The 13,666-nt window shown below is 72.5% G+C and carries 9 protein-coding genes; 7 read left to right on the top strand and 2 right to left on the bottom strand.

Annotation, left to right across the window (positions count from 1 at the left end):
- Positions 1–40: 40 nt before the first annotated feature.
- Positions 41–1,651, bottom strand: coding sequence for a benzoylformate decarboxylase (mdlC, locus tag ACZ51S_RS06200; protein ID WP_468959900.1), 1,611 nt, complete (start codon positions 1,649–1,651; stop codon positions 41–43).
- 325 nt (positions 1,652–1,976) lie between these two features.
- Here mdlC and ACZ51S_RS06195 point away from each other — a divergent pair, with 325 nt between their 5' ends.
- The 7 genes from ACZ51S_RS06195 to ACZ51S_RS06165 all read left to right on the top strand — a co-directional run bounded on the left by ACZ51S_RS06195 (position 1,977) and on the right by ACZ51S_RS06165 (position 11,959).
- Positions 1,977–3,311 carry an ABC transporter substrate-binding protein gene (locus ACZ51S_RS06195; RefSeq protein ID WP_468802670.1) on the top strand — a complete coding sequence of 445 codons (1,335 nt, stop codon included), beginning with the start codon at positions 1,977–1,979 and terminating at the stop codon, positions 3,309–3,311.
- 77 nt (positions 3,312–3,388) lie between these two features.
- The gene (locus ACZ51S_RS06190) at positions 3,389–4,282 is read left to right on the top strand and encodes a carbohydrate ABC transporter permease (RefSeq protein WP_468478936.1); all 894 of its coding nucleotides are present in this window, start codon (positions 3,389–3,391) and stop codon (positions 4,280–4,282) included.
- Positions 4,279–5,121, top strand: coding sequence for a carbohydrate ABC transporter permease (locus ACZ51S_RS06185; RefSeq protein ID WP_388931530.1), 843 nt, complete (start codon positions 4,279–4,281; stop codon positions 5,119–5,121). The genes ACZ51S_RS06190 and ACZ51S_RS06185 overlap by 4 nt, the downstream gene beginning before the upstream one ends.
- Before the next feature lie 145 nt (positions 5,122–5,266).
- Positions 5,267–8,290: an alpha-mannosidase gene (locus ACZ51S_RS06180; protein ID WP_468959898.1), complete on the top strand. Its 3,024-nt coding sequence runs from the start codon at positions 5,267–5,269 to the stop codon at positions 8,288–8,290.
- Positions 8,291–8,582: 292 nt separating this feature from the next.
- Positions 8,583–10,607 carry an oxidoreductase gene (locus ACZ51S_RS06175; protein ID WP_468959896.1) on the top strand — a complete coding sequence of 675 codons (2,025 nt, stop codon included), beginning with the start codon at positions 8,583–8,585 and terminating at the stop codon, positions 10,605–10,607.
- A 56-nt stretch (positions 10,608–10,663) separates the two neighbouring features.
- Positions 10,664–11,077, top strand: coding sequence for a PaaI family thioesterase (locus ACZ51S_RS06170; protein ID WP_388931539.1), 414 nt, complete (start codon positions 10,664–10,666; stop codon positions 11,075–11,077).
- Positions 11,078–11,218: 141 nt separating this feature from the next.
- Complete coding sequence (locus ACZ51S_RS06165) at positions 11,219–11,959, top strand: class I SAM-dependent methyltransferase (RefSeq protein WP_468802669.1); 741 nt, start codon at positions 11,219–11,221, stop codon at positions 11,957–11,959.
- Between the two features lie 117 nt (positions 11,960–12,076).
- Here ACZ51S_RS06165 and ACZ51S_RS06160 read toward each other — a convergent pair whose 3' ends face one another.
- Complete coding sequence (locus ACZ51S_RS06160) at positions 12,077–13,648, bottom strand: alpha/beta hydrolase (protein WP_468959893.1); 1,572 nt, start codon at positions 13,646–13,648, stop codon at positions 12,077–12,079.
- Between the last annotated feature and the right edge of the window lie 18 nt (positions 13,649–13,666).

Here is a 13,666-nt window from a genome sequence, read left to right as displayed (position 1 = left end):
GGTGTGGTGCGGCGGAACGGGGCGCAGGGGTGGGGGAGGGCTACATGGTGGGGAGCTCGGTGGTGACCGGTACGTCGATGAGCACCGGGCCGTCCTGCTGGAGGGCCGACTCGCGGACGAGCTTGGTCAGTTCGCCGAAGCCGGTCGCCCGGTGGGCGCGGACCCCGTAGCCGGTGGCGACGGCGGTGATGTCCAGGCCCGGGATGTCCAGTCCGGGGGCGCCCTGGGCCTGTTCCACCCGGGCGAACCACTGGAGGATCGCGTAGCGCTGGTTGCTGAGGACGACGAAGGTGACCGCCACCTTGTACGCGGCGGCGGTCCACAGCGCCTGCACGGCGTAGTGGGTGGAGCCGTCGCCGATCACGCAGACCACGGGCCGGCCGGGCGCGCCGAGCTGGGCGCCCACGGCCGCGGCGAGGCCGAAGCCGAGGCCGCCGCCCGCCGTGAAGAGGAAGGAGCCGGGGGTGTCGATGCGCGTGGCGTCGTGGAACTGGCCCAGGTTGGACGGGGACTCGTTGATCCAGAGGGTGTTCGCGGGTGCTCCCTGGGCGATGGCCGTCATCGCGGCGAGCGGGGTGAGCACGCCGTCGGCCTCCTCCAGGGACTCGGCCCGCTCGATCCTCGCCGCCGGGGCCGCGGTCTGCCGTACGGGCAGCTCGGCGAGCAGGGCCCGTACGGTCAGGGCGAGGTCGGCGACCAGCGCGTCCCCGACGGGGGCGCGGGCGGCTTCGTCCGCGTCCCGGGTCAGCTGCACCAGCTCCGCCCCCTCGGGCAGGTAGGCGCCGGGGACGTAGGGGTAGTAGCAGAAAACCGGGGCGCCGATCACCAGGACCAGGTCGTGGCCCTCCAGACAGCGGGACAGCGGCGCGATGGCCGGGGGGAGCGTCCCCCGGTACTGCGGGTGGGACTTGGGGAAGGCGACGCGGCCCTCGGTGGGCGCCGACCAGACGGGCAGGCCGGTGCGCTCGGCCAGTTCCACGACGGCGTCCCAGGCCCCGGAGGCGTCCACGTCGTTGCCGGCGACGAGGACGGCGCTGCGGGCGCCGGCCAGGCGGGCGGCCAGCTGCCGGACCGCCTCGGCGGAGGGGGCGGCGGCGTGCGTCACGGTGCGGCCCGCGGTCCGCCGGGCGGCCCGGTCGTCGGCCTCGTCCAGGACCACGTCGAAGTCGTCCATCGGCAGGGAGAGGAACACCGGGCCCTGCGGCGGGGCTTCGGCGACCTGCACGGCGCGGGCCAGCGCGGGTGCGACGTCCGCCGCGCGCGGGGGCTCGTACGCCCACTTCACGGCGGGCTGCGGCAGCAGGGTGGCCTGCGGGTTGGTGAGCAGGGCCTCCATCGTGAGCATGGCGCGGACCTGCTGGCCGGCGGTGACCACCATGGGGGTGCGGTTGGCGCGGGCGTTCAGGATCGCGCCCATGGCGTTGCCCGTGCCCGGGCCGGTGTGCAGGTTGACCAGGCTGGTGGTGCCGGAGGCGAGGGCGAAACCGTCGGCCATGCCGACGACCACGGCCTCCTGGAGCCCCAGTACGTAGCGGAAGTCGTCCGGGAACTGCTTGAGCATGGGCAGTTCGGTCGATCCGGGATTGCCGAAGACCGTGGTCATCCCACGGGTTCGGAGGACGTCGAGGACCGACTCTCGGACCGTGCGCATGGGCATTCCTTCGCGGAGCGGGCGGAAGCATTGGGTGATCAATCCATCACATTGCGTTGATCAAGGCAAAATCCATGATCCGTTCGGGTCGGACGCCGAAGAAGGCCCGGCAGCCGCCCGCCACGCGTGTTAGGGGGTGTCCGGACGGAGCCGCGCCGGGGCCGGACGGAGCGAACGCGGCGGGTCGGGGCGCGCGGTGGCGGTGGGTCGGATAAACCGCTTTAGGCCATCATGGCGCGGGCCTCGTTGACGGCTTCCCGCCGCGCGGCCAGCGTGGGCACCGCCCTCCGGCAGCGCAGCCGGAACCTCCCCGAAGGCGGCGACGATGACTCGTTCCCCCGTGACCCGCACGGCCATCGCCACGCTGGTGGCCGCCGGCCTCCTCACCGCGTCCGCATGCGGTCTGAGCGGAGGCGGCGCCGGCGCCGAAGAGGCCCGCAGAACCGGCGAGGTGAGCGGCGAGATCACCTTCCGGACCCTCCAGCTGAAACCCAAGTTCACCGCCTACGTGCAGGGCGTCATCGACTCCTTCGAGGCGAAGTACCCCCGGGTCCGGGTGAAATGGGAGGACGTGCCGGGCGACGGCTACAACGAGAAGCTCGTCGCCGACGCCCAGGCCGGGGCCCTGCCCGACGTGGTCAACCTCTCCACCGACTCCTTCCAGCTCCTCGGGGACCGCGGCATGCTCGCCGACGTGGCCCGGCTCGACGGCGAGGTCGCGAAGGACTACGTCCCGGGCGCCTGGGAGCAGTTCAAACTGCCCGGCAAGGGCGACGGCGTGTACGCCTACCCCTGGTACGTGACCCCCGAGATCCTCACCTACAACAAGGACCTCTTCGCCAAGGCGGGCCTGGACGCCGACAGGCCGCCGGTCACCGTCGAGCAGTTCTTCGACTACGCCGAGCAGATCGCCGCGCGCTCCGGCGGCCAGTACGCCGCCTTCATGGCCGACCCCAAGGGCCGGCTCCCCGGCGACTGGCAGAAGATGGGCGTCCCGCTGCTCAACGACGCGCGGGACCGGTTCACCTTCGACACGGACCGCGCCGTCGCCTGGGTCGAACGGATGAAGGACCTCTACGCGAAGGGCGCCATGCCCAAGGAGTCCCTCCTGAAGGCCGACGACATCAACCAGCTCTACGGCGCCGGCAAACTCGTCTTCGGCCCCGGCTCCCCGGGCTTCGTCAGGGACATCAGGCAGAACGCCCCGCAGGTCTACGAACGCACCGGGGTCGCGGGAGCCGTCACCGGCACGCTCGGCCACATCGGCATCTACGCCCAGTCCCTCGGCATCCGCAAGGACACCGAACACCCGGACGCGGCGGCCGAGTTCGCCAAGTGGGTCACCAACGGACCCAACCAGGTGGAGTTCTCGAAGAACGCCACCATCTACCCCTCCAACGCCAAGGGCCTGGCCGACCCGCGCTTCGCCGACCGGGGCGACGGCAAGGACGCCGAGACACTGGCCCGGGCCATCGGCGCCGAGCAGCTCAAGACGGCGGACCTCGACGCCAACACCCCCGTCCAGTGGACCAATCAGGTCGGCGACGCGGTGGTGCGGGAGGTGCAGAAGGCCATCCAGGGCGAGCAGGACGCCCGGACGGCGGTGCGCAAGGCCCAGGAGGAGGCCAACCGGCTGCTGGCCGCCGGGACGCGGAAGTGACCGCTCCCGCTGCCGCGCACCCCGTCACGGCGTCCGGCCGGCCCGACGCGAAGCGGCGCCGCCGGGCGCGACGGGCCATGGAGGCCGAACCGGGCCTGGTCCACCGCAGCTGGTGGACCCCCTACCTCTTCCTCGCCCCCGGCCTGGTGATGGTGGCCCTGTTCAGCGTCTGGCCGTTCCTCAACACCGTCGTCCTGTCCTTCACCGACGCCCGGATCCTCAGCGGCGGCTCCTTCGTCGGCTTCGACAACTACACCCGGGCCTTCGCCGATCCCGACTTCTGGACCGCCACCGGCAACAGCGTGCTGTACCTGGTGGTCGTCGTCCCCTGCCTGGTACTGCTGCCGCTGGCCCTCGCGGTACTCGTCCAGGCGAAGGTCCCCGGCATCGGCCTCTTCCGCTCCGCCTTCTACACCCCGGTGATCGCCTCGGCCGTCGTCGTGGGCCTGATCTGGCAGTGGGTGCTGCGCAGCGACGGGCTCGTCAACACCGTCTTCCGGGGGCTCGGCCTCATCTCCGAGCCGATCCCCTTCCTCACCGACAGCACCATGCTGCTGTTCTCCGCCATGCTCGTGACCGTGTGGAAGGGCCTCGGCTACTACATGGTCTTCTACCTGGCGGCCCTCGGGAACGTCCCCGCCTCCCTCCACGAGGCGGCCGCCCTCGACGGCGCGGGCGCCGTCCGCCGCTTCTTCAGCATCACCGTCCCCCAGGTGAAGCCGATGATGCTGCTCGTCGGGACCCTCTCGGCGATCTCGGCGCTGCGCGTCTTCACCGAGGTCTACGTCCTCGGCGGCGAGAGCGGCGGCCCCGGTGGCGGCGCCCGCACCCTGCCCTTCCTCATCCGGCAGGTCGGCCTCGGCTTCGCCGGTGAGACGGGCTACGCCTGCGCGATCTCGCTGCTGCTCTTCCTGCTGACCCTGGTCTTCAGCCTGCTGGGCCGCCGCCTGTCGAAGGGGGACGACGCGTGAGCGCCACCGGGACGGGCCGCGGGCGCCGCCGGAGCGGCCTCGCCGCCCGGTACGCCGTACTGCTGCTCATGCTCGTACTGATGCTGGGGCCGATCGTCTGGCAGTTCCTGACCTCGGTCCGCGGCCGCACCGAGAACGTGTACGACGGCCTGCTGCCCTCGCGGCCCACCCTCGACAACTACCTGCGCGTCGCCGAGTCCTTCCCGCTCGCCCAGTACGTGGGCAACACCCTGGTGGTGGCTCTGCTGGCGGTCGCCTCCAACACGCTGTTCGCGGCGATGGGCGGCTACGCCCTCTCCCGGGCCGGCTGGAAGGGACGCGGGGCGGTCTTCACCGTCCTCGTGGCGACGCTGATGTTCCCCTTCGAGTCCGTGATGATCTCGATGTTCCTCACGGTCCGGGAGATGGGCCTGGTCGACACCCTCGTCGGGGTGTGGCTGCCCGGCGCGGTCTCCGTCCTCAACGTCATGATCATGCGGGCCGCGTTCCTCGCCGTCCCGAGGGAGATCGAGGAGGCCGCGGTCCTGGACGGCGCGGGGGAGTGGACCCGCTTCACCCGGGTGTTCCTCCCGGGGGCCCGGGGCGCCCTGGCCGTCGTCTGCATCACCAGCTTCATGGGCGCCTGGGACGACTTCCTGTGGCCCCTGCTGGTCCTCACCGACAGCGACCACTACACCCTCCAGCTGGGTCTGAAGACCCTGGCCGGCGCCACCACGACCAGCGACCAGCGGATCGTCGCTGCCGGGGCGATGGCCGCGCTCCTGCCGATGATGCTGCTGTTCCTCGCCCTCCAGCGGTTCTTCTTCAAGGGAGTGGGCGAGGGCGCCGTCAAGACCTGAACCCGCCCGCCCCCCCGGCCGCGATCCGCCCCGCGCCGCCGCTCCCAGCCGTCAGCCGTCAGCCGTCCGCAGCGCGTTCCCGTCCGCCGTCCGTCCGCGTCCGCCGTCCGTCCACGTCGCCGAACGACCTCCTGGAGCCGCCGTCATGCACGACGACCGCAGCATCACCGAACACCGCCTCCGCCGGGTCCTCAAGGAGCGCATCCGGCCCGCCGTCCACTCCCGCCCGTTCCCCCTCACCGTCGAGCGCTGGGAGGCCCCCGGCGAACCGGTCCCGGTCGCCGAGGCACTCGCCGCCCCGTACACGCCCTGCGCGGCCGGCGAGGCCTGGGGCCCGGCCTGGGGCACCACCTGGTTCAAGGTCACCGGCGCCGTACCCGCCGACTGGGCGGGCCGTACCGTCGAGGCCGTCCTCGACCCCGGCTTCGACCGGATGATGCCCGGCTTCCAGTGCGAGGCGCTGGTCCACCGGGCGGACGGCGGCGAGGTCAAGGCCCTCAACCCGTACAACGACTGGGTGCGGGTGGCCGACTCCGCGACGGGCGGCGAGCGGATCGAGTGGTACGTGGAGGCCGCCTCCAACCCCGTCCTGGTCGAGCACGCCCCCACCTACGAGGGCGACCGGCTCACCAGCGGGGACCGGCCGCTGTACCGGATCGCCCGGATGGACCTCACCGTCTTCGAGACGGAGGTCTGGGAACTCGTACAGGACCTCGACGTCCTCCACGACCTGATGACCCAGCTCGGCGAGGACGACGCACGCCGCTACGCGATCCTGCGCGCCGTCGACTCCGCCCTCGACGAGGTCGACCTCGGGGACGTCGCCGGGACCGCCGCGGCCGCCCGTGCCCGTCTCGCCGGGGTGCTGGCAGCCCCCGCCCACGCCTCCGCGCACCGGATCAGCGCGGTCGGGCACTCCCACATCGACTCGGCCTGGCTGTGGCCGCTGCGCGAGACCGTCCGCAAGGTGTCGCGCACCACCTCCAACATGCTCGCCCTGATGGACGAGCACCCCGAGTTCGTCTTCGCCATGTCGCAGGCCCAGCAGTTCGACTGGATCAAGACCCACCGGCCCGCACTCTTCGAACGGGTGAAGAAGAAGGTGGCCGACGGGCAGTTCGTGCCCGTGGGCGGCATGTGGGTGGAGTCCGACACCAACATGGTCGGCGGCGAGGCCATGGCCCGCCAGTTCCTCTACGGCAAGAAGTTCTTCCTGGAGGAGTTCGGCGTCGAGACCAGGAACGTCTGGCTGCCCGACTCCTTCGGCTACACCGCCGCGATGCCGCAGATCGTCCGGCTCTCCGGCGCGCAGTGGTTCCTCACCCAGAAGATCTGCTGGTCCCAGGTCAACGAGTTCCCGCACCACACCTTCTGGTGGGAGGGCATCGACGGCACCCGCGTCTTCACGCACTTCCCGCCCGTCGACACCTACAACAGCGACCTCGGCGGCGCCCAGCTCGGCCACGCCGCCCGCAACTACCGCGAGAAGGGGCGCGGTTCGCGCTCCCTGGTGCCCTTCGGCTGGGGCGACGGCGGTGGCGGCCCCACCCGCGAGATGCTGGCCCGGGCCAGGCGCCAGCGGGACCTCGAAGGCTCCCCGCGCGTGGAGATCGAGCGGCCCGACGCCTTCTTCGAGAAGGCGCGCGCCGAGTACGAGGACGCACCCGTCTGGGCCGGCGAGCTCTACCTGGAGCTCCACCGCGGCACCTACACCTCGCAGGCCCGCACCAAGCAGGGCAACCGGCGCAGCGAGTCGCTGCTGCGCGAGGCCGAGCTGTGGGCGGCGACGGCCGCCGTCCGCGTCCCGGGCTTCCGCTACCCGTACGAGGACCTGGAGCGCCTCTGGAAGACCGTCCTGCTGCACCAGTTCCACGACATCCTGCCCGGCTCCTCCATCGCCTGGGTGCACCGCGAGGCGCGCGCGGTCTACGAGGGGGTCCGCGAGGAGCTGACCGCCCTCACCCTCGCGGCGCAGACCGCCCTCGCGGGACGGGGCGAGGAGGAACTGGTCTTCAACTGCGCCCCCCACGAGCGGCGCGGAGTCCCGGCCGGCGGCGCGGGCCGGGCCAGGGCGGCCGGGCAGCCGGTCACGGTGGAGGAGCGGCACGGCGGCGGGCACGTCCTGGCCAACGGGCGGCTGCTGGTGGAGATCGACGGGCGGGGGCTGATCGTCTCCGCGTACGACCTGGAGGGCGGCCGCGAGGCGCTCGCCCCGGGCGGCGCGGCGAACCTGCTCCAGATCCACCCCGACTTCCCGAACATGTGGGACGCCTGGGACATCGACTCCTTCTACCGCAACAAGGTCACCGACCTCACCGCCCTCGACTCCCTGGAGGTCACCGAGCGGGGACCGGACTCCTGCACCGTCACGGTCACCCGCTCCTTCGGCTCCTCCGCCGTCACCCAGGGCATCACCCTGCGGGCCGGGGCGAAGACCGTGGACATCACCACGGACGTGGACTGGCACGAGACGGAGAAGTTCCTCAAGGCGGCCTTCCCGCTGGACGTCAAGGCCGAGCGGACCGCCTCCGAGACGCAGTTCGGGCACGTCCACCGCGCCACCCACACCAACACCTCCTGGGAGGCGGCCAAGTTCGAGATCTGCGCCCACCGCTGGATCCACGCCGGGGAACCCGGGTGGGGCGTGGCGCTGCTCAACGACTCCACGTACGGGCACGACGTCACCCGCCACATCCGGGCGGACGGCGGCCAGACCACCACCGTCCGCCTCTCCCTGCTGCGCGCCCCCCGCTACCCGGACCCGGAGACCGACCAGGGCCGGCACACCCTGCGCTTCTCCCTCGCGCCCGGCGCGGGCATCGGGGACGCGGTGCGCGAGGGGCACGCCTTCAACCTGCCCGAACGGGTCCTGCCCGGCGCGGGCCCGGTCGCCCCGCTGCTGGCCGTCGACCACGACGCGGTGGTGGTGGAGGCGGTCAAGCTCGCGGAGGACCGCAGCGGGGACGTGGTCGTGCGGCTCTACGAGTCCCGGGGCGGCCGCGCCCGGGCCACGCTCTCACCGGGCTTCCCGGTCGAGGCGGCGGTCGAGAGCGACCTGCTGGAGCGCCCGCTGGCGGGTACGGCGGTGGGGGCGCCCGCCCCGGACGGCGGGGTGCCCCTCACCCTGAGGCCGTTCCAGATCGTCACGGTGCGCCTCCGGCGCGGGTGAGGTCCGCGGAGCCGGGCCGGCCCGCGGCCCGGCTCCCCGGCGGCTCCCCGGTGTCACCGGCGGCGACGCCCCGGCTGCTCCCGGGCGCCGCTCCGGGGCGTCCGCCGACGTCCGCCCGCCCCGGTCCGCCGCCCCCTCCGCGCGTGAACTGCGCCACAGCCCGGTCCGTGCGGGCCCGTGGCACCGGCGTGGAGGGCCTCCGGCGTCTCCACCCGGTTATGCACTTAGTTGCAAAACCGTGCCCTCCTCGCTAGAACAGGTTCATCACCCCCGCGCGAGGAGGCGCCCCCCCATGAGTTCCCAGAGCCGGTACCCGCACCTGCTGAGCCCCCTGGACCTCGGCTTCACCACCCTGCCGAACCGCGTGATCATGGGGTCGATGCACACCGGCCTCGAAGAGCACGCGCACGGCTTCGAGCGCCTGGCCGCCTTCTACGCCGAGCGCGCCCGCGGCGGCGCCGGCCTGATCGTCACGGGCGGCATCTCGCCCAACGACGCCGGGCGCCCCTTCGAGGGCGGCTCCCGCCTCACCAGCGAGGAGGAGGCCGCCGAGCACCGGGTGATCACCGACGCGGTGCACGCCGAGGGCGGGAAGATCGCGATGCAGATCCTCCACTTCGGCCGCTACGCCTACCACAAGGACCTCGTCGCCCCCAGCGCCATCCAGGCCCCCATCAGCCCCTTCGTCCCGAACGAGCTCACCGACGTCGAGGTCGAGCGCACCATCGAGGACTTCGTCCGCGCCGCCCGCCTCGCCCGGCTCGCGGGCTACGACGGCGTCGAGATCATGGGCTCCGAGGGCTACCTCATCAACGAGTTCATCGCCGCCGCCACCAACAAGCGCACCGACCGCTGGGGCGGCGCGTACGAGAACCGCGTGCGTTTCCCGCTGGAGATCGTCCGGCGCACCCGCGCGGCCGTCGGCGACGACTTCATCCTGATCTACCGGCTCTCGATGCTGGACCTGATCCCCGGCGGCTCCACCCTCGACGAGGTCGTCCACCTCGCCAAGGAGATTGAGGCGGCCGGCGCCACCATCATCAACACCGGCATCGGCTGGCACGAGGCCCGCATCCCCACCATCGCCACCTCCGTCCCGCGCGGCGCCTACACCTGGGTCACCAAGCGGCTGATGGGCGCGGTGAGCGTGCCGCTCGTCACCAGCAACCGCATCAACACCCCGGAGAAGGCCGAGGAGATCCTCGCCGACGGCCGCGCCGACCTGGTCTCGCTCGCCCGCCCCTTCCTCGCCGACGCCGACTTCGTCGCCAAGGCCGCCGCCGGCCGCTCGGAGACCATCAACACCTGCATCGGCTGCAACCAGGCCTGCCTCGACCACACCTTCAGCGGCAAGATCACCAGCTGCCTGGTCAACCCGCGCGCCTGCCACGAGACCGAACTCGTCCTGCCGCCCACCCGGACGAAGAAGCGCGTCGCGGTCGTCGGCGCGGGCCCGGCCGGTCTCGCCTGCGCGGTCACCGCGGCCGGACGCGGCCACGCCGTCACCCTCTTCGAGGCCTCCGGGCACATCGGCGGCCAGCTCGACGTGGCCCGCCGCATCCCCGGCAAGGAGGAGTTCGAGGAGACCATCCGCTACTTCGGCACCCAGCTCGCCGCCCACGACATCGACGTCCGCCTGGACACCCGCGCCGACGTCGACGCCCTGCGCGGCTACGACGAGGTCGTCGTCGCCACCGGCGTCACCCCCCGCACCCCGGCCATCGAGGGCGTGGACCGGGACAACGTCGTCAGCTACCTCGACGTACTGCGCGACGGCGCGCCCGTCGGGGAGCGCGTGGCCGTCGTCGGCGCCGGCGGCATCGGCTTCGACGTCGCCGAGTACCTCACCGACAGCGGAGAGGGCGCCGCCCAGGACCCCGACGTCTACTTCCGGCACTGGGGAGTCGACACCGCCTACGCCGGCCCCGGCGGCCTCACCGCCCCCGAGCGGCCCGCGACGCCGCGCCGGGTCACCCTGCTCCAGCGCAAGACCACCAAGGTCGGCGCGGGCCTCGGCACCACCACCGGCTGGATCCACCGCGCGGAGCTCAAGCACCGCGGGGTCGTCTCCGTCGCCGGCGCGACGTACGAGCGGATCGACGACGAGGGCCTGCACATCACCGTCGACGGCGAGCCGCGCCTCGTGCCCGCCGACACGGTCGTCCTGTGCACCGGCCAGGAGCCGCGCCGCGACCTGTACGAGGCGCTGCGCGCCGAAGGCATCGAGGCGCACCTCATCGGCGGCGCCGACGTCGCCGCCGAACTCGACGCCAAGCGCGCCATCCGCCAGGGCACCGAACTGGCCGCCGGCTTCTGAGGCCGTCTCCCCACGGGGAGTTGTGGCGGCCCGCACCGGGCCGCCACAATCGGCGGGTGACGTTGACACCGGCAGACGCGGACAAGATCCTCACCGACAACTTCGCCCCCTGGGTGCTCGCCCTCGGCCTCAGGGTCGAGGAGACCGGCGAGCGGCACGCGGTCCTGCGGCTGCCCTGGTCGGATTCCCTGGCCCGCGACGGCGGCGGCCTCAGCGGCCAGGCCCTGATGGCCGCGGCCGACACCGCCACCGTCATCGCGGTCTGCGCCGCGCGCGGGGCGTACGGCCCGATGACCACGGTCCAGCAGTCGACGAGCTTCCAGCGCCCGGTGACCGGCGCCGACGTACTGATCGACGTACGCATCACCAAACTCGGCAAGCGCATGGCCTTCGCCGACATCACCATGACCCCCGAGGGCGCCGAGGACCCGGCGGCGAAGGCCTCCACCGTCTACGCCCTGCTCGGCTGACGTCATTCGATACGAGCACGAAGACCGCCGGTATTCGTGCTTTCCACCAGTACGGCGCTCCGTCGGCCAGAGTGGAGACTCTCCGTCAGAAGCCGCGGCCCGCGGGAAGGGCCGCCGCCCATGAACACGGGGAGCAGTACGATGAGCGGTCAGCTGTACGACGAGATCGGCGAGGCGTTCGAGGGCTTCAAGACCCTCCCCCTCGCGCGCTACGGGGAGGTGCCCGGCTTCCTCGCCCTCGTCGGTGACGTGAAGGACAGGTCCGTCCTCGACCTGGCCTGCGGAACCGGCTTCTACAGCCGGGAGTTCAAGCGCCGCGGCGCGTCCGAGGTCTTCGGCGTCGACATCTCCGGCGAGATGATCGCCGCCGCCCGGTCCATCGAGGACAAGGAGCCGCTGGGCATCTCCTACGAGATCGGTGACATCGCCGAACTGCGGGCGTTCGAGAAGCCGTTCGACATCGGGATCGCGGTCCAGGCGTTCAACTACGCTGACAGCGTCGCCACCATCGAGCGGATGTGCCGCGCCGTCCACCGCAGTCTCGCGAAGGGGGCCGAGTTCTTCCTCTTCGGTCAGAACCCTGACTTCCGCTTCGGCGGTCCGTCCCTGGCCAAGTACGGGTTCACCTGCGAGGCCGTCGGCGGGGAGAACGAGATCGGGCCCCACACGAGGGTCACCGCGCTCCTCGACCCGCCGATCTCGTTCACCGTCCACCCGCCCCGCCGCGAGGTCTACGAGAACTCGCTGCGGGCGGCCGGCTTCACCGAGCTGACCTGGGTCCCCCTGGAGATCTCCGAGGCGGGCCTGCGCGAGTACGGCGAGGAGTTCTGGGCCGACTTCGCGGCCAACCCCGCGCTGACCATGCTGCGCTGCCGCGCCTGACCCCGGGGTCCGGTCCCCGCGCGAGAGCCCCCGCACGCGCGGTGACCGCACGCGCGGCCCCCGCACGCGTTCCGTACGGCGGAACGCGCGCGGGCCGGCCGCGCGGCGGGGCCGCCGTCAGAACCGCAGGGGTCCGGCCGGGAACGGCAGCGGCGACGCCGGCGACGGCCGGACGTCCTGGCGCTGCGCCGGGGCCGGGACCGACCGGCAGGTCACGTCCCGGGCGGGCAGCCGGCCCGTCGACAGGTAGGAGTTGACCGGGGCGTTGACGCACGAGCCGGGCTCGGCCAGATACACGCTGTGGCCCTCACCGCCCATCGCCAGGACCATCCGCGAGCCCGTCAGCGCCCGATGCAGGCCCTGCCCGCTGACCAGCGGGGTCTGCGAATCCCACTCGTTCTGGACGGTCAGCACGTTCGCCCGGGTCCTCATCGGAGTGGCCGCCTCGGCGGGCCGCTGCCAGAAGGCACAGGGCTTGATGTTGGACGCGAAGTCCCCGTACAGCGGGTACCGGGCCTTGTCCCGCGCCGCGTCCCGCGCGTACTGGCCGGGATCGCGCGGCCAGGAATCGGTGTCCCCGCACACGACGGACCAGAAGACGGCCGTGCCGTTGTCGGACGCCGGGTCCGCGGCGCGCAGCGCCTTCCTCAGGTCCGGCACCGTCAGGCCGGCGGGCTGCGGGGCGCCCTCGGCGGCCGCCTTGAGCGCGCTGACGAAGGGAGCGGCCTGCTGCGGGGAGAAGAACAGCGGGCGCATCGTACGGATGTCGTCACCCGTCAGTTTCGTCCCCTGGAACTCGACCGGCTCCCGGTCGGCCCGGGCCACCAGCCCCCAGAACGTCGCCGACACCGCCTCCGGCGTCGCCCCCAGCCGGTACTCGGCATCACGCTCGGCCGTCCACCGCGCCCAGCGGGCGAAGGCCGGCTCGGCCTCAGTGGCCCAGACCTGGAACATGCCGCGCCACAGCCGCTGCGGGTCGACCCCGCTGTCCAGTACGAAGCGGTCGGTCCGGGACGGGAACATCTGCGTGTAGACCGCGCCGAGGTACGTCCCGTACGAGTAGCCCACGTAGGAGATCTTCCGCTCGCCCAGGGCCTGGCGGATCGCGTCCATGTCGCGGGCCGTGTTGCGGGTGGTGATGTACGGGAGCACCGAACCGGCCTTCTCCCGGCACTTGTCCGCGACGGTCCGCGCCCAGGTGACGTCGGAGGCGAAGGTCTCGGGCCGGTACGGGCGCTCGAAGTTCTGCTCCGCGTCGTTCAGCCCGCAGCTGATCGGACTGCTGGCGCCGACGCCGCGCGGGTCGAAGCCGATCAGGTCGTACCGCTCCTTGACCTCCTTGGGCATCGCCTGGTCCATTATCAGCGGCAGGTCGAGCCCCGGGCCGCCGGGACCGCCGGGGTTCAGGAGCATGACCCCGTGCCGCTTGGCCGGGTTCTGGCTCTTGACCCGGGATATGGCGAGGTCGATGGTCCGGCCGCGGGGCCGCTGGTAGTCGAGCGGCACCGTGAGGGTGGCGCACTCGTAGGCGGCCGGCTGATCCGGGCTGCAGCGGTGCCAGGCGGGCTGCCGCGGACGGTAGTCGTCCGGACCGGGGGCGGCGGCCGCCTGGGTGGCGGAGAGCAGGGGGACGGAAGTCGCGAGGAGGCCGGCGGTGGCGAGCAGGGGCGCGAGCCGTTTCATGCGCACGAAGAGCCGTTCCTTTCG

Source organism: Streptomyces sp. NPDC034043, from assembly GCF_055575675.1.
The sequence above is the reverse complement of the archived record's forward strand: the minus strand, read 5'-3'. Positions and strand labels throughout refer to the sequence as shown.